18 protein-coding genes are annotated in these 17298 nt (G+C 45.4%); all 18 read left to right on the top strand.

Going from position 1 to position 17298, the window contains the following annotated elements; all coding sequences use genetic code 11:
- Positions 1-66 precede the first annotated feature (66 nt).
- The 18 genes from ribD (at position 67) to MKY23_RS17790 (ending at position 17280) form a co-directional block, all read left to right on the top strand.
- Positions 67-1170, top strand: coding sequence for a bifunctional diaminohydroxyphosphoribosylaminopyrimidine deaminase/5-amino-6-(5-phosphoribosylamino)uracil reductase RibD (ribD, locus tag MKY23_RS17875; protein ID WP_154983690.1), 1104 nt, complete (start codon positions 67-69; stop codon positions 1168-1170).
- Positions 1171-1182: 12 nt separating this feature from the next.
- Positions 1183-1851 carry a riboflavin synthase gene (gene ribE, locus MKY23_RS17870; RefSeq protein ID WP_090922407.1) on the top strand — a complete coding sequence of 223 codons (669 nt, stop codon included), beginning with the start codon at positions 1183-1185 and terminating at the stop codon, positions 1849-1851.
- A 52-nt stretch (positions 1852-1903) separates the two neighbouring features.
- Positions 1904-3145, top strand: coding sequence for a bifunctional 3,4-dihydroxy-2-butanone-4-phosphate synthase/GTP cyclohydrolase II (locus tag MKY23_RS17865; protein WP_154888507.1), 1242 nt, complete (start codon positions 1904-1906; stop codon positions 3143-3145).
- A 102-nt stretch (positions 3146-3247) separates the two neighbouring features.
- A complete protein-coding gene (gene ribE / locus MKY23_RS17860) occupies positions 3248-3715 on the top strand; it encodes a 6,7-dimethyl-8-ribityllumazine synthase (RefSeq protein ID WP_090922403.1) in 468 nt (155 codons plus the stop codon).
- A gap of 103 nt (positions 3716-3818) precedes the next feature.
- The gene (locus MKY23_RS17855) at positions 3819-4619 is read left to right on the top strand and encodes a segregation/condensation protein A (RefSeq protein ID WP_090922401.1); all 801 of its coding nucleotides are present in this window, start codon (positions 3819-3821) and stop codon (positions 4617-4619) included.
- Positions 4588-5280 (top strand): SMC-Scp complex subunit ScpB, encoded by a 693-nt coding sequence (gene scpB, locus MKY23_RS17850; protein ID WP_253493286.1) that lies wholly within the window; start codon positions 4588-4590, stop codon positions 5278-5280. The genes MKY23_RS17855 and scpB overlap by 32 nt, the downstream gene beginning before the upstream one ends.
- Positions 5281-5512: 232 nt before the next feature.
- On the top strand, positions 5513-6250 hold the full coding sequence (locus MKY23_RS17845) for a DUF2953 domain-containing protein (protein WP_336120266.1): 738 nt from the start codon (positions 5513-5515) through the stop codon (positions 6248-6250).
- 231 nt (positions 6251-6481) lie between these two features.
- Positions 6482-6955, top strand: a complete 474-nt coding sequence (gene ytfJ / locus MKY23_RS17840) for a GerW family sporulation protein (RefSeq protein ID WP_090922394.1) — start codon at positions 6482-6484, stop codon at positions 6953-6955.
- Between the two features lie 138 nt (positions 6956-7093).
- Positions 7094-8281, top strand: a complete 1188-nt coding sequence (locus MKY23_RS17835) for a D-alanyl-D-alanine carboxypeptidase family protein (protein ID WP_339831215.1) — start codon at positions 7094-7096, stop codon at positions 8279-8281.
- A 61-nt stretch (positions 8282-8342) separates the two neighbouring features.
- Positions 8343-8969, top strand: coding sequence for a nucleoside recognition domain-containing protein (locus tag MKY23_RS17830; RefSeq protein WP_090922320.1), 627 nt, complete (start codon positions 8343-8345; stop codon positions 8967-8969).
- A 6-nt stretch (positions 8970-8975) separates the two neighbouring features.
- Complete coding sequence (locus MKY23_RS17825; RefSeq protein ID WP_090922318.1) at positions 8976-9509, top strand: spore maturation protein; 534 nt, start codon at positions 8976-8978, stop codon at positions 9507-9509.
- Between the two features lie 63 nt (positions 9510-9572).
- Positions 9573-10391, top strand: coding sequence for a serine protease (locus tag MKY23_RS17820; RefSeq protein WP_339831211.1), 819 nt, complete (start codon positions 9573-9575; stop codon positions 10389-10391).
- Between the two features lie 222 nt (positions 10392-10613).
- Positions 10614-11363, top strand: coding sequence for a pseudouridine synthase (locus tag MKY23_RS17815; RefSeq protein WP_154957599.1), 750 nt, complete (start codon positions 10614-10616; stop codon positions 11361-11363).
- Between the two features lie 134 nt (positions 11364-11497).
- Positions 11498-12025 (top strand): redoxin family protein, encoded by a 528-nt coding sequence (locus tag MKY23_RS17810; RefSeq protein WP_145413182.1) that lies wholly within the window; start codon positions 11498-11500, stop codon positions 12023-12025.
- A 14-nt stretch (positions 12026-12039) separates the two neighbouring features.
- Entirely contained in the window at positions 12040-13713 is a 1674-nt protein-coding gene (locus MKY23_RS17805; RefSeq protein ID WP_154957598.1) for a cytochrome c biogenesis protein ResB, read from the top strand.
- A complete protein-coding gene (gene ccsA, locus MKY23_RS17800; protein ID WP_339831205.1) occupies positions 13710-14972 on the top strand; it encodes a cytochrome c biogenesis protein CcsA in 1263 nt (420 codons plus the stop codon). Before MKY23_RS17805 ends, ccsA begins: the two co-directional genes overlap by 4 nt.
- Before the next feature lie 138 nt (positions 14973-15110).
- On the top strand, positions 15111-15827 hold the full coding sequence (locus MKY23_RS17795) for a response regulator transcription factor (RefSeq protein WP_110894386.1): 717 nt from the start codon (positions 15111-15113) through the stop codon (positions 15825-15827).
- Between the two features lie 55 nt (positions 15828-15882).
- Positions 15883-17280: an ATP-binding protein gene (locus tag MKY23_RS17790; RefSeq protein WP_253493306.1), complete on the top strand. Its 1398-nt coding sequence runs from the start codon at positions 15883-15885 to the stop codon at positions 17278-17280.
- The last annotated feature ends 18 nt before the right edge of the window (positions 17281-17298 follow it).

Raw genomic sequence — 17298 nt, 5'->3', positions numbered from 1 at the left:
CCTACCTGAACAGATTGTTCGGTGGGGATTTTTTAGTTCAAGATTATAACCGTGGGGTGAACGGATATGGAAATGATCAATGATGAATTTTATATGGCGTTAGCACTGGATATGGCAGAACGGGCACAAGGACAGACTGGAATTAATCCTGTCGTGGGATGTGTCGTTGTTAAAGAAGGACGTGTTGTTGGTCTAGGAAGCCATCTGAAACGAGGTACAGGCCATGCAGAGGTGCATGCCTTGAATATGGCTGGAAGCGACGCGGAGGGTAGTACCGTTTACGTAACGCTTGAACCTTGCAGTCACTATGGCAAAACGCCACCCTGTAGCGAACGTTTGATCCATGAGAAGGTTAAACGGGTGGTGGTTTGTTGTGAAGATCCGAATCCGCAGGTTTCTGGTACAGGCATTAGTATGTTGCGTCAACAAGGCATCGAAGTTGAAGTGGGTGTTTTGCGCGAACGCGGAAGACGTATGAATGAAAAGTTTATCAAGTTTATTACAACAGGCCTTCCTTTTGTTACCCTCAAAACAGCTTCTACGCTGGATGGAAAAATTGCTACGCGTAGCGGGGACAGCAAATGGATCTCCAACGAACTGGCGCGTGAGATCGTGCATGCGCTTCGTCATCGTCATCAAGGCATTATGGTTGGCGTGGATACGGTAATCGCCGATAATCCAGAGCTGACGACTCGTTTGCAGGTAGAAGGCATCAGTCCGGTACGGATCGTTGTGGATTCCAAGCTGAGGTTGCCTGTAGGCTCCAAAATGGTCAAGGACGGACTTGCGCCAACTTGGGTGCTTACAACCGATGAGGCTAGCCAGGAAGCGGCTGAGCGACTCGAGGCTTACGGTGTTGAAGTTATTCGCTGTGGGCCTGGACCACGCGTAGATTTGCTACATGGGCTGAGCAAACTGGGAGAGCGGGATATTGGCTCGATTCTGCTAGAAGGCGGCGGTACACTAAATGGTGCAATGCTGGAAGCACGGCTCGTAGATCGTTTACTGATGTTTATCGCTCCCAAGATTGTGGGTGGATATGATACTCCGGGAAGTTTCCGTTTTGAAGGCGTAGAGCGCATGAGTCAGGCAATCCAATTGCATCAGCTGGAAATTGAGCAAGTTGGAGATAATATTAGCATTGGCGGTATTCCGATTTGGCCAGAATAGGAGGAAGATAGCATGTTTACGGGTTTGGTGGAAGAAGTCGGTCAGATCCGGCGCATTGGCCGTAAAGGTGAGGCCCTGGTTCTGAACATCGCTGCATCTGTCATTATGGACGATCTAAAAATTGGTGACAGTGTTGCGGTTAACGGGGTTTGTCTTACCGCGACCACGCTGGAAGGCGGAGGTTTTACCGCAGACGTCATGCCGGAAACGTATCGACACACCAATCTCAATCAGCTTCAGTCCGGCAGTAAGGTTAATCTGGAGCGGGCCATGTTGTCCGGTGGACGATTCGGCGGTCATATCGTGCAGGGACATGTGGATGGGACTGGGGTAATCGGTAGTATTACTCGGGATCAGAATGCAGTTGTTTTTGAGATCAGACCGGGTGACCATGAACTTTTCAAATTTCTAATTCCAAAAGGTTCGGTCACTTTGGATGGGATTAGCTTGACAGTGGTACAGACGACTCAAAGTTCCTTCACGGTTTCGATTATTCCCCATACGATTGGGGAAACGGTTTTGAATGTCAAAAAGACAGGAGATACCGTCAACATTGAATGTGATATTTTGGGGAAATATGTAGATCATCTGTTGCAATACGGCAAGAGCCATGCGGAAACGAGAACAGGCAAGCCAAGCAGTCTTAGTGAAGAGTTTCTCTCCAATCACGGGTTTGCATAAACATAGGAAAGACAGGGATAAAACATAGAACTGGAAACAGGAGGTGCAGCTGATGTCAGAACAATCCGAGCCATCCATTCTGGACTCAATTGAGGCAGCTATTTATGATTTGATGCGTGGTAAACCCGTAATTGTGGTCGATGACGAAGATCGGGAAAATGAAGGGGATTTTATTGCTTTGGCTGAAAAAGCAACCCCTGAGGTCATCAATTTCATGATTACCGAAGGTCGAGGACTCGTCTGTGTTCCCATTACGCAGCAACGGGCAGATGAATTAAATTTGAAACCGATGGTTCAGCAGAATACAGATTTCCATGGCACAGCTTTTACGGTCTCTGTGGATCACAAAGATACAACGACGGGAATCTCGGCGCATGAGCGTTCCATTACCGTTAAAGGTTTGATTGATCCGAATGCGAAAAGCAGTGATTTTCGCAAGCCGGGTCACATGTTTCCGCTCATTGCCAAAGACGGCGGTGTGTTGCGTCGTGCCGGACACACGGAAGCAGCAGTTGATCTGGCGATCATGTGCGGCTCTTACCCCGCAGGTGTCATCTGTGAAGTGATCAAGGAAGATGGTACGATGGCCAGACTTCCTGATCTGCAGGAGATTGCACGTAAGCATGATCTGAAACTGATTAGTATCCAGGACATGATTCGTTACCGGAATGAGAAGGAGAAGCTGGTGCAACGTGAAGTTTCCGTGCGTATGCCGACGGACTTTGGCGAATTCCAGGCAGTGGCGTATACGAATGCAGTGGATAATAAAGAACATGTTGCCTTGGTCAAAGGGGATATTGACGGTTCCAAACCTGTATTGGTTCGTGTTCACTCCGAATGTTTGACTGGCGACGTGTTCCACTCTCACCGTTGTGACTGTGGCCCGCAGTTTGATGCGGCGCTGAAGCAGATTCATGATGAAGGTAATGGCGTACTGCTCTATATGAGACAAGAAGGCCGTGGGATCGGTTTAATCAACAAACTCAAGGCTTACAAGCTGCAAGAAGAAGGTCTGGATACAGTGGATGCCAATCTGAAGCTTGGTTTTGCTGCTGATCTGCGCGATTATGGGATTGGTGCACAAATTTTGAAGGATCTTGGCGTTCGTCAGATTCGATTATTAACGAATAATCCACGGAAAATTAAAGGCTTGGAAGGATATGGTCTGGAAGTGGTAGAGCGTGTACCGATTCAGATGCAGGAGAATGAAGATAATACAGCTTACCTTCACACCAAGCAAGCCAAATTGGGCCATATGCTCAAGTTTGATGATATCGAGCAGAATGAACAGTGATTTCAGCTACTCACGATAATTTTGTGATATGTAAATATTGGAGATTTCACATGTTCAATTGCAGCACCTATAACATTATATATCGACAGGGAGATGACGATAATGCCTAACTATTTTGAAGGACATTTGGTATCGGAAGGTTTAAAATATGGCGTGGTAGTTGGACGTTTTAATGAATTTATTACGAGCAAGTTGCTTAGCGGGGCGCTGGATGCGTTCAAACGTCACGGTGTGCAAGATAATGAAGTAGATGTAGCTTGGGTACCGGGAGCTTTCGAAATCCCGCTTATCGCTCAGAAAATGGCCGAAAGCGGCAAATACGATGCAGTCATCACACTCGGAACGGTTATCCGTGGGTCAACAACACATTATGATTATGTCTGCAACGAGATGGCTAAAGGGGTAGCGGCAATTAATCTGAAAACAGGGGTGCCGACCATCTTTGGATTGGTTACTACGGAGAACATTGAACAGGCGATTGAGCGTGCAGGAACGAAGGCCGGCAATAAAGGTTGGGATGCTGCTACAGCTGCAATTGAAATGGCGAACTTGACGAAACAGCTAAAATAGTGCTTATTTAATAGTAGTGCCCTGCTTTGCGCAGACGAAATCGGGATACCGGTTTCGGACGGCTGGCAGGGTTTTGTATTTTTCTGGCGGGAGGATTCGTCTAGTGACGGTAGTTACATACAAACTGGAGACTTTTGAAGGGCCTTTGGATCTGTTGTTGCATCTGATTGATAAGGCTGAGATCGACATCCAGGATATTCCCATCAGCGATATTACCGATCAGTACATGGCGTATCTGCATTCCATGCAGGAGCTGGAACTGGATATAACAAGTGAATTTCTGGTGATGGCAGCTACGCTGCTGTCCATCAAGAGCAAACTTTTACTGCCCAAACCACCGGTAATCGAGGATTTCGAGGATTATGATTATATGGAAGATGAGGATTATGATCCGCGTGCCGAACTGATTGCACGCCTTATCGAATATCGCAAATATAAAGGAATAGCGCGGCATCTGCATGAACGGGAATGGGAACGCAGTCTTATTTTTTCCAAAGAGCCCGAAGATTTGCGACCTTATATGCCTATGGAGGAACAAACGAATCCGGTGCAAGGTCTGCATACTTCTGATCTCATCGCGGCGTTTCAGAAAGCACTTCGAAAGGCTGAGAAGCGTACAACGGTCACCCGCATCAAAAGGGACGAAATTTCGGTCAAGGATCGCATACGTGAAGTTATTGGTGCCTTGGAGCATTTAGGTCCTGGGGGGCGGTTGTTATTTTCTAAGCTTATGGATGATCAGATATATCGCCATGAGATCGTGGTTACGTTTCTAGCCGTGCTGGAGCTGATGAAGATGAAGCAGATTGTTTGTTACCAGGAACGGTTGTTTGAGGATATCGTTATGGAGTGGAGAGGGGAAACAACGAATCATGGATTTTCCGAAATTGAAGTCGATTATTGAGGGCCTTTTGTTTTTGTCCGGAGAAGAAGGTCTAAGTGTCAAACAGATTGCTGAAATTGTGGACCAGCGGGTAGAACTGGTTACGGATGCCATTGAGGACATGATCGGCGATTTTGCAAGGCAAGGGCGAGGTGTGCAGATTCTGAAGATTGCAGGTGTCGTGCAACTCGGAACATTGCCGGAACATGCGGCCTATTTTGAGAAGCTAGCTTACTCTCCTGCACGTACATCGTTATCCCAAGCGGCGCTTGAAACTTTGGCCATTGTAGCTTATCGTCAGCCCATTACACGGGTGGAGATTGAGGAGATTCGTGGCGTAAAATCGGAGCGTGCTATCCATACACTCGTGAACAAGGATCTCATTGTTGAAGTGGGGAGAGCGGAAGCGATTGGACGCCCGATATTGTACGGAACAACGAAGTCATTTCTTGATTATTTCGGACTAGCTTCGATTAAAGATCTTCCCGAACCGGGTTTGTTTGAAGATTCGGAAAACTTGGAGGAAGAAACGCAGTTGTTATTCAACAAGTTGGACATGAATCAGCCGGATGTCTCGGATACTGACGTACAAAGCGTTTTTGATTTTGAAGAGGAAGCAGCATTCCCGGAAGAAGATGTCGCTGTAGATCCAGAGGATGATTCTTCGGGTTCCTCCTCCTAATAAATGCTAATAGTTAAAGCCATATAAGGACAATGTGGAGATCGATCCACGTTGTCTTTTTGTATTTTCTCCAGAACAGCGGTGAAGTTGTCTGGAATGATGTATACGATATCGGGCATTTCGATGGTGCATTTCGGCAAAAATTGGGGGATTTCATGGCATTCGTGAATTTTTTCCAGCAAGGAATGCCATACTAGACATGATAAGAATTGAGGGCTTGGAGGTAAGGCCTGTGTGGATCTGGCTTGGAGGAATCGGTTTGTTCATCGCACTGCTGATTGCCGCAGTCCTCATCTCAAATGTTCATGTTCATGTTATATTTCGCAAACATAAGAGCGATGACTACGCAAATATCAATGTTCGACTGCTGTATGGCTTCGTGCGGATGAATTACGAAATTCCGAGCATTGTTTTCCGAAATATGAAAGAAGGCTTCTTGCTTAAAACAGAACAGTCCATGAACCATTCCCGAGGAGAAGTTTTGGGTAGCGAGCAGGTGAACAAACGAAAAGTAAAAAACTGGGCAAAAGAAGTCAAGGTGATGCTTCGAGCAACAGAGGCTCTGAAAGTATGGGTCAGACAGACGCTCAGACGAGTATATATAACGAATCTGTTTTGGTCTACTGCGGTTGGTGTAGGTGATGCTGCTTACACAGCAATGCTAACAGGTTGGTTATGGAGTATTAAGTCCATGATTGTTGGCTTCTTAACGTACCAAATGCGTTTCAAAACGGTGCCTGACCTTGAGGTTCTTCCGGTATGGTCCGACGAGATGGAATTTCGAACAGAACTGGATTTCAAACTGCGAATCCGCATGACGGCCATCTTAATTGCTGGAATGAGACTGCTTACCCGCGTGCTGCAGGTCGAGGGTGGCTGGCGAATGTGGATTAAACTCCTTCGGGAGCAACGCCGCAAATCAAAGCAAAAGAAGAAGCATAGGCACATTGCGGAAAAGGAAGCTCGTTAAAGCAGAACTTAACTAGCCTGAGATTGAATCCACTGTATTGGTGTTAAGGTTCTGCGACGAGAACATGCGATAACGATTCCCTGTATTGATTACATAAGTCCTGCAAGTTTGGGGATGATATGGTTAGATCAAAAACCTATATAAGTTGATTAATCATTGACACAACTTGTTTGTGTTAATCTGCTTAAGCTCAACGGATATAGTTTATTATTGAAACTGGAGGGAAGTCACATGTCAGATCATCCAATTCAAGGATTAATGGAAACTGCAATGGAAAATATCAAAGGCATGGTGGATGTCAATACAATCGTTGGCGATCCTGTAGAAACACCGGATGGTACGGTTATTCTGCCGATTAGTAAAGTTGGATTTGGCTTCGCGGCAGGCGGAAGTGATTTTAATGTAAGTGATGGAAAAGGTAATAACGCATCGAGCACAACGGAACATGCTCATTCCGCAAAGGTTGCTTCCCCATTTGGCGGTGGTAGTGGTGGCGGTGTATCCATCCGTCCAATCGCTTTTCTGGTTGTTGGCAAGCAAGGTGTGCACATCGTGCCGCTTGATAATTCGACGCACTTGTTTGAAAAATTGATTGATTCAACACCATATGTACTCGATCGCATTCAGGAAATGTTCCGCCACCGTAATCATGGCACAACAGAACATGATGTGCGAGTGACAACGGATCATACAACGTATAGCTGAGTCATATGATTAATTCGTAATCCCTCTGGCACTTTAAGGTGCAAGGGGGATTTTTGCTGTTTTTTCCTGTGCGGGACATACTCCGGGTTGTCCAGACATAGGATAGTACAAGATTCCAAGCGACCCGGAGGAATGTGGATGCGAAAATTAATGAAGGTTATTGTAGGTACGCTCTTGCCTGTACTGTTACTTTCAACTATGGGTGCATCGTCAGTTCAGGCGACCATTGCTGGACCGTCTACTCATGCGCAAAGTGCAGCGCTCATCGATGTGACATCAGGGCGAATTCTGTATAGTAAAGATGGGGACAAAGAGTCGCGCATCGCAAGTTTGACTAAAATCATGACTGCCATCGTTGCGATTGAAGAAGGTAAGTTAGATGCAAAGGTCAAGGTTACGCCATCTTCTTTTGCCAAAGAAGGATCTTCGCTATACCTTAAACTGGGCGAGGAGATGACACTAGAAAATATGTTATACGGTCTTATGCTTCGATCAGGTAATGATGCGGCTTCGGCAATTGCTGAGCATGTCGGTGGTTCAGAAGAAGGTTTTGTTTTGCTTATGAATAAGAAGGCAGAGCAGATCGGTTTGACTCGTTCTCATTTTATGAACCCACATGGTCTGGATGCCGAAGGTCATTACTCTACCGCAAACGATCTGGCGAGGTTAACGGCTTACGCGCTCCATAACCCGGTATTCAAACGCATCGTGGCAACAGAAAATAAATCCGCCCCCAATCCGAATGAAAGCTGGGAGTACTCCTGGCATAACAAAAACAAAATGCTTCGCTTGTATGAAGGTGCGGATGGGGTGAAAACTGGATACACCAAAAAGGCATTCAGATGCCTGGTCAGCTCAGCGACTCGTGACGGGCAACAGCTGGCCGCGGTGACACTTAACGATGGCGATGACTGGAACGATCATGCGAAGATGCTGGATTTCGGCTTTGAACATTTCCCACTAATCGAGATTGCCAAACAGGAACAGCCTGTTCAGAACATGGAACTCGTAACAGGGCGTGGTTTTAAATACCCGCTCGCCAAAGGAGAACAGGAAGACATAACCAAGACATTGGTTCTGCTGGATAAACGTACACAGGACGCTGTGACAGATAATAAACAATCAACAGATCCTTCGTTTGGACTAGCCGGGCGAATTGAAATGCAGTTGAAAGGCGAACCAATCGGCTCGATACCTGTGTATTACAAAGGTAGCTATATTCCGCCAGAGCCACCCATCGCAGATGCTACTATAGGTGGAATAGGAGAGGTCACGACTTGGGTTTCCGCGTGGAAGGCAGTGCTAAGTCGACTGTTATCACCTTGATTTTGATTTAAGGATAGAAAGATCGCTCTTGTGCTTGCTGTTACTGGGAGGAATGATTCCAATGATCAATCTGATCTGGTTAATGATGATCTTGATCGGCTTTGTTTTTGCAGCAGTGAACGGGAAGATTGAAGTGGTCACCCAGGCAGCATTTGATGGTGCGGCAACCGGTGTGACGGTATGTTTCGGTCTGATCAGTGTACTCGTATTCTGGATGGGAATGATGAAAATGGCCGAAGATGCCGGCCTTCTTGGACGGATTGCAAAACTTCTTGGCCCGGTGGTCGGATTTCTATTTCCCGATGTACCCAAAAACCACCCGGCTATGGGTTACATCTTATCCAACATGAGTGCAAATTTGCTTGGACTAGGGAATGCGGCTACGCCCATGGGAATCAAGGCGATGCAACAATTGCAGGAACTGAATCCTGACAAGCAGACCGCATCCCCTGCTATGTGTACACTGCTGGCGCTGAATACCGCGAGTATTACGATTATTCCAACAACGCTGATAGCGATCAGGTTGAACTATCATTCTGCGAACGCCACGGAGATTGTAGGCACAACTTTAATGGCTACCATTATAGCTACACTTGCTGCCATTATGGCTGATCGCTGGTATCGAAATAGAACTCTCCGCAGATCGCCGCGTATATCCAAGAGCGGTAATCCCGGCATGAAAGGATGAGCTACCTTGTTAACCTTCATTAACTGGATATCTGTCTGGGCCATTCCGGTTATTATCGCGTTTGTTCCATTATATGCGTTTACCAAAAAGGTCCCGGTCTATGAATCCTTTGTTGATGGGGCCAAGGACGGCTTCTCGACTGCAATCAGCATCATCCCACATCTGGTGGGAATGATGGTTGCCATTAGTGTTTTTCGTGCCTCGGGAGCACTGGATTTTGTGATTCAGTTCTTCACTCCTCTCGTCTCGTGGATGGGTGTGCCTGGAGAAGTCCTTCCGCTAGGGATATTACGACCATTAACAGGGACAGGCTCGCTTGCATTTACAACGGATTTGATCAAAACGTATGGCCCTGACTCCATGATTGGCCGGATGGCCTCTACCATTCAAGGCAGTACGGATACGACGTTATATGTGCTAACTGTGTATTTCGGAGCAGTTGGTATTCGGAACGGACGGTACGCGCTTAAGGTTGGATTGTTTTCGGATGTCGTTGGATTCATAGCTGCACTTGCCATTTGTTTGATCGTTTTTGGTTAAACTATTACTCCTTTCCTACCGATATACTAGTTATGCTAGAATAATAACGGAGGAGAGTGAGACATGCAGAAGAGTTGGAAACGAATGCTCCGTTACGGGTTGACAAGTATGCTCGCTATAACGATGCTTGCAGGTTCGACAGGGTTAGCAGGTGCTCAAGCTGAACAGACGATTCATTTTACAGGTTATTTTGACAAATCATTACGTGCTCAAATGGCGACTACGGCCGATTCTTTTCCAGTTGTTAATGTGCGTTTGGTTAAAGCAAATGAACCGGATATGGTTTATTATGACGTGGGAACTTCGATTCTAATATCGAAAGATGAAGTATTAACCAATTACCATGTTGTTCAGGAATTCGCTGAGCTGTCTGGCGGAGATAAAGGGACTTTGACGGTTGCGAGCCCAGGTGCGCTCAATCAGGCGGTTAAAGCTAAAATTGTTAAAACTGATTCTGTAACGGATATGGCTTTACTCAAGCTGGACAAACCGATTGACGCTGAACCGGTGAAGTTTGCTGATGCGAGGGACAATCAGGTTGTTTATACTATTGGATTTCCTAAAAACCCATCGGGAGATCTTGTCATATTAGATGATGATTTTCCTTCGACATACAACACGATAGCGAAGAGTCGGGTATTTAGTGCTCTGGCGAGTGAAGTACCGGGAAAAGTAGGCATTGGAAGCATCGTCAAAGCAATGGCTCAAGGCAATTCAGGTGGACCAGTGCTTGATCAGAATAAACAGGTCATTGGCATGATGACGTTTGTATATGGTGGACGGACTTATTTTATTTCTTCAAAGACATTGCAGACATTTGTGAAAGAAGCAGCTGTTCCAGCGAAAAAGCCGGTTGTGGTGGCAGGCAAAGTTGCGAATTAGAAATGAACTACGAATTAAATAGATGATAAGGGTTTACCTTTGCGTGGTCTGAACGAAATCAGCCGTGGCGAGGGTAAGCTTTTTTTGTATATCGAGACTATAAAATATCTGTTCTACAACGCACAAATTAGCGATAAAGCTCGAACGTTCACAAAAACATTGGATAATCCTTGTGATTTCCCGGTTGGATGGGTATCATTAGTGTGAGGTGACATGACAAACATGGAAAGATTACAAAAAATTATCGCGCAGGCAGGCATTGCATCCCGCCGCAAGAGTGAGGAACTGATCCTGTCCGGCAAAGTAGAAGTTAACGGGGAGGTCGTAACCGAACTGGGTACGAAAGCAAACCCCGAAGAGGATATCATTACGGTCAATGGAAAACCGATCCGCAGTGAGAAAAAAGTGTATTTGATGCTGAATAAACCTAAAGGGGTTATTACAAGCGCATCAGACCCGGAAGGCCGGAAAATCGTATCGGATTATCTGAAAGGCGTTAAGGAACGTGTTTATCCGGTAGGACGTCTTGATTATGATACCGAAGGGCTGCTTATTCTGACCAATGATGGCGAATTTGCGCACTTGCTGACGCATCCTAAACATCACGTACCCAAAACGTATCTGGCAACAGTTAAAGGGGTACCACATGGTACGGAATTGGAAAAGCTCAAAACTGGAATTATGCTTGAAGACGGTATGACAGCGCCAGCAGAGGTCGAGTACAAAGATGTGGACACAGCAAACAATGAGGCTGTTATTTCGATTACGATTTATGAGGGACGAAACCGTCAGGTAAGACGTATGTTTGAGGCAATCAATCATCCGGTAACACGTCTGAAGCGGATTTCGTTTGGAGGCATTTTGCTGCAAAATCTGAAAAGAGGGCTGACACGTAATCTGACCAAAGAGGAAGTTAACAATCTGATTACGCTCGCAAAATCGGAACCCGCCAAAAAAATGAAAAAAAGGTAATGTGAGGACACATAATTTTCATAAAACCGCCGCAGATTTGTGACGAAATTCGCTATAATTGTTCATAGAGTGTTCACACTTTCTATAACAAGAAGGCAAATCAATAATATCGTCACTTTAAAGGGGAGCAGCACATGGGAAAATCAAGAAGAACGGTGCAAATCGTTATTTTGTGCTTGATCCTGGTGTTGGGTGGATACGCGATTACAACATCGGTATCCGGCTCGAATGGCAAGCCAAAGGAAGGGGATCGAGCCCCTTCTTTTGAACTGCTGGGCCTGGATGGTCAAGTTCATACGTCTGATGAGTATCAAGGAAAAGCGATGGTTATCAATTTTTGGGGCACATGGTGTGAGCCTTGTGTGAAAGAGATGCCTGCTCTTCAAGCGCAGGCTGACAAATGGAAAGATAAAGGTGTGCAATTTGTTGGAATCAACGTTGGAGAAGATCAGATGACGGTAGATAATTTTGTAAGGCAGGTGGGTGTTACATTTCCGATTATGTTAGACCGGGATAAAAACTCCGTTCGAGACTATGGGATCTCTCCGATGCCAACAACGTTTTTCGTATCTGAAACGGGAAAAATCTCCACGATTCATATCGGGCAATTGGATTTGGACACACTTGACGCTCAAATCTCACAGCTGGCGAAGCAGCCCTGACAGGAGGTCTACTTGTGTTCCAAAATACGAAATGTGAGTGTGGTCATCAGAATCCGGTAGGAACCGTTTTGTGCGAGGCGTGTGGTAAGCCGCTTCTGGAGGAAACCGCTCAATCGAATGAAGTGTTAGAGATGCGTTATGATGGGATGGCTCGGCGTTCACAGCGAAGTAATCCCAGTATTATTGATCGCATATGGAATTTCTTTTCATCTGTCAAAATTGCAGTTTATATGATTGTGCTCACGCTCGTTGGTTCCATGCTAGGTACGATCTACCCGCAAGAAAGTACATTTCTGAATATTGATCCTTCGGTTTATTACAAAGAAACCTATGGTCAGTTAGGCCATATTTATTATCTTCTCGGACTGTCTCATACATATGAATCCTGGTGGTTTATTCTACTGCTGGTGATGATCGGAGCATCGCTTGTGATCTGTAGTCTGGATCGTGTGCTTCCACTGTACAAAGCGCTGAACAAGCAGCGGATACGGAAACATCTGCAATTCCTGACGCGGCAGCGACTTGTGTATCAAGGTTCTATTGAAGAGGCACCTGAAGAGTGGATTAAGAAAGCGGTTACGCCGCTTCGTAAGAAAGGATATCGTGTTCACACACAAGGGGATGCTTTGCTTGCGGAGAAGCAACGTTTTAGCCGTTGGGGTCCTTATGTGATTCATATCGGACTTATTATTTTTCTGCTCGCTGTACTCGCTCGCGGACTTCCAGGTCTGAATCTGGACGAACATGTTGCTTTTCCCGAAGGGGAAATTAAAAAAATTCCAAACACGTCCATGTATCTGAAAAATGAGAAGTTTAATGTGGAGTTTTATAGTGACGACGAGGTTCCTGAGCAGTTCAAAAATTTGAATAAAACAGTTCCCAAGTTGTTTGAAACCAAGGTTGTTTTGTACGAATGCACGGCCGATTGTTCGGATCTCTCCAAAAAACCTCAGCTTGCAGAGGTTGCAAGACATGACGTACGGGTGAACCAGCCACTGAATTACCAAGGTCTTAAGGCATACCAGTTTGATTATGATCTAACCCCGACGATTCGCTCGGTGACACCGGATCTGGTCAATGTGAAAACGGGTGAAGTGTACGGTTCTTTGAAGATTGACATGATGGACACACAACGCACCTTTGAGGCAGGACCATATACATTGACGGTGAAAGAAAAATTTATGGATTTTGCTCTAGATGATAAGGGAGAACCAAAATCAAAATCACCTTCACCCAATGCACCTGCATTTCTTTTTCATATTAAAGGTCCGGATCTACCAGAGAAGGGGATTCAATACTTATATTTTGCCAAACAAATTGACAAGCAACGTTTTCAACAGGATGCAATCAACCGCCAGCTTGTAGGAGGGGAACTTCCATTACAACTGGAGGTCGACAGTATGGACAAGGTAGATCTTATTCAATCGGTAAGCTACCTGAATATACGTGTGGACAAAGCGATGCCTTTTGTATGGGTAGGGGCAGGCATTGTAATGCTGGGTCTTGTCATGGGCTTTTACTGGCATCATCGCCGCATTTGGATTCGGTTTGACGATGAGCGTATTACGCTTGGCGGGCATACCAACAAAAACTGGTTCGGCTTCAGACGAGAAGTTGCTGGCATTTTGAAACAGATGAATCTGGAAGTGGATGAGAAGTCGTTGGATAACGGGGGGAACCAAGCGTGAATATACTGGATTTCAGCAGCGACGCATTTATCGTATCTTTTTTTCTGTATTGTGCTGCGTTTTTATTATATGCAGTGGCCGTCATGGGCAAGAAATGGAGTAACCGCGATCCGATCGATCATTTGAATCGTTGGGGTAAACGGGCGTTTATCGCATCTACGGTCGCGTTGGTAGCACATTTGGTTTTCTTTGTAACCCGCTGGATTGGTGCAGGCCATATTCCGGTAAGTAATATGTACGAATTTATGTCCTTTTTATCCATGATGATCATGGTAGCCTTTATCGTTGTGTATGCAATTTACCGCAAATCTCTGCTGGGCTTGTTTGCACTTCCACTCACGATTATCATTATGGCATATGCAGCCGTATTTCCACAGGAAGTTCAGCCATTGATTCCCGCATTACAATCGATTTGGTTGAAGATCCACGTTACGCTGGCTGCTTTGGGTGAAGCGTTTTTTGCAGTAGGTTTTGCTGCGGGATTTATGTATCTGCTTCGTACCGTTGATTTTAGTGGAAAAGACAAATCTTCTTGTCGTCAGCGCGGCTGGGTGGAGTTTACGCTCATTACCATCGTTGTGGTGATCGGATTTATTGGAACCGTGTTTGCCTTCCGTGCATCCGGTTATGAGGCCGTTTTTGTACAGAAAACAGTCACCATTGACACAAAGGGAGAAGAAAATAGTACAATAGAGAAAGTGATTTATCGCATGCCTCCTATTTTTGCTCCATATAATAGTGAAGTGGAGAGCTTGAAACCGTTCCTTGGAATAAAGGAACCGTTGCTTGAGACGCCTTCATGGATGAATGGCGTGAATGCAGGACGTAAGCTGAATACAGTCATCTGGTCAATCATTACGGGTCTGATTTTATATGGAATCATTCGTTTAATTGTACGCAGACCGCTTGGACAAGCGTTACAGCCGATGATGAACGGAATTGACGCGGATGACCTTGATGAGATCAGTTATCGCGCTATTGCGATTGGATTCCCTATTTTTACGCTGGGAGCTCTGATCTTTGCTATGATCTGGGCACAAATTGCCTGGAGTCGTTTCTGGGGCTGGGACCCTAAAGAAGTGTGGGCACTGATCACTTGGCTGTATTATAGTGTGTATTTGCACTTGCGTTTATCCAAAGGATGGCAGGGACAGAAGTCCGCTTGGCTTGCTGTGCTCGGTTTCCTGGTTGTCATGTTTACACTGGTTGGTGTAAATCTGATCATTGCAGGATTGCATTCCTATGCTGGAGCAGACTAGTAAAGTCAGTTAAAAGTAGTGGCAAAACAACGGTAATTCATGATATACCCGTTTCAATAAAACAGGTATTCAAATATTGTTCGCAAGATCGAACATAATAGAAGTGATGAGGAGTATTGTAAAGGGGCTTGAGTGGGCATGTCAGAACATGAGAATCGTATATTGGTCGTGGATGATGAAGAAAGAATCCGCAGACTGCTTAAAATGTATCTTGAAAAAGAAGGTTATGAAATTGATGAAGCGGAAGATGGCGAAACAGCACTTCGTAAAGCAACGGCCGGAGATTACGGTCTGATTTTGCTGGATGTTATGCTCCCGGGCATGGATGGTGTTGAAGTGTGTACCCGACTTCGTCAGGTGAAATCTACCCCTGTATTAATGCTTACCGCAAAAGGGGAAGAGATTAACCGTGTACAAGGTTTTGAAGTAGGGGCAGATGATTATGTGGTAAAGCCATTCAGTCCGCGTGAAGTGATTTACCGGGTGAAGGCTATTCTGCGTCGCTCTTCGGCAACGGCGTATCTTTCCAAGGAAAGCAATTCAAGCAACAATATTGTTTTCCCACATCTTGTTATTGAGCATGATGCACACCGCGTAACTGCGGGTGGTGAAGAGATCAGTTTGACACCTAAAGAATATGAGTTGTTGCATTACCTTGCAACATCGCCAGATAAGGTTTTCTCCAGAGAAGAATTGCTTAAGGATGTATGGAACTATGAATTTTTCGGTGATCTTCGTACCGTGGATACCCATGTGAAGCGTCTTCGCGAGAAGCTGAACAAGGTATCACCTGAATCGGCTGCGATGATAACAACCGTGTGGGGTGTCGGTTATAAACTGGAAGTACCGAAATAACTTTGCTTTCTGGAGATCACTGGTTGGAAAGTTATGGATTACAATTATATGCCTTGTGGGCTGTGTGCTGATTGCGCTGGGGCTCTTTCTGCTACCCTATATCGATACCAACTTTGCTGAGTCTGAATCTAGGGATATCAAAAGGCTGTTTACTTATATTTGCATTGTCGGATTCAGTCTAACAACGTTTTTTGCATTATTTCTGTTCACCAAAATTACACAGCCTATGCAACAATTAATTCAGGCAGCTAATGCCATCCGTAAAGGGAACTATGGAACGAGACTTTCTCTTCGTACCAATGATGAAATTGGTGAACTTGCAAATACATTTAATCACATGGCTGTTCAACTGGAAGATACCATTCGAAATTTGAATCATGAGAAGGAACATTTGGCGAGCGTGCTGCGAAGCATGACGGATGCCGTGATTACTTTTGATGGTGAAGGCAAGATCATTTTGACGAATCCGCCTGGTGAGAAAATTATGCAGGCCTGGTATGCTCTAGACTGGGCTCAGGAGGATGAGGGTTTGGATGGTCATCCTTCTGCAAACCCATCCCGTGATGTTCCTGAACCGCTTGTACCCTTATTCAGACTGGTGATGGAGCAAGGTGGGGACCAGAGTTCCAATGTTCATGTGCAACAAGGAGTATGGTCTGTTCAAATGGCCCCTTTGTATGCAGATAGTGTGGTACGGGGTGCGGTGGCTGTCTTGAGAGATGTTACCGAAGAAGTGAAGATGGAGAAGATGCGCCGGGACTTCGTTGCTAATGTATCTCATGAAATTCGTACACCGTTATCAATGATGCAGGGATACAGCGAGGCTTTACTTGACGGGATGGCAACATCGCCCGAAGAGAGTGAAGAACTGATTCAGGTCATTCACGATGAGTCATTGCGGATGGGTAGACTGGTCAAGGATTTACTTGATCTGGCCCGTATGGATGCAGGGCATACTGACATGAACATGAAGGAAGTTGAACTCGGTGAACTTCTCGAACGTATTTATCGCAAATTTATGGTGCGCTCGAAGGAACAGGGGATTCAACTTCAATTCGAATGCAAACAGCAGATGATCTCACTTCAACAAGCAGATGAAGACAGGCTGGAGCAAGTATTCACGAATTTACTGGATAATGCATTCAGACATACACCTGTTGGTAAAAGTGTGAAAATTTCTGCTGAGCTTGTCACTAACTTGCGTGCTCCTTTTGCCAGAGTGAGTGTAAAAGATCAGGGTGTGGGTATTCCTACATCAGACCTGCCTTTTATTTTTGAACGTTTTTATAAAGCGGATAAAGCTCGCGTTCGGGGAGAAAGTGTTGGAACCGGGCTTGGCTTGGCGATCGTAAAAAACATCGTAGATGCTCATCAGGGCACGATTCATGTCAATAGTGTGCTTGGTGAAGGAACGGAGTTTATATTACAATTTCCGGTAGAATCTTCGAAATAGGTTGATTTTAAACAAAAT

It is taken from the genome of Paenibacillus sp. FSL R7-0272 (genome assembly GCF_037969905.1).
GTDB classification, from domain to species: domain Bacteria; phylum Bacillota; class Bacilli; order Paenibacillales; family Paenibacillaceae; genus Paenibacillus; species Paenibacillus polysaccharolyticus.
The sequence above is the reverse complement of the archived record's forward strand: the minus strand, read 5'-3'. Positions and strand labels throughout refer to the sequence as shown.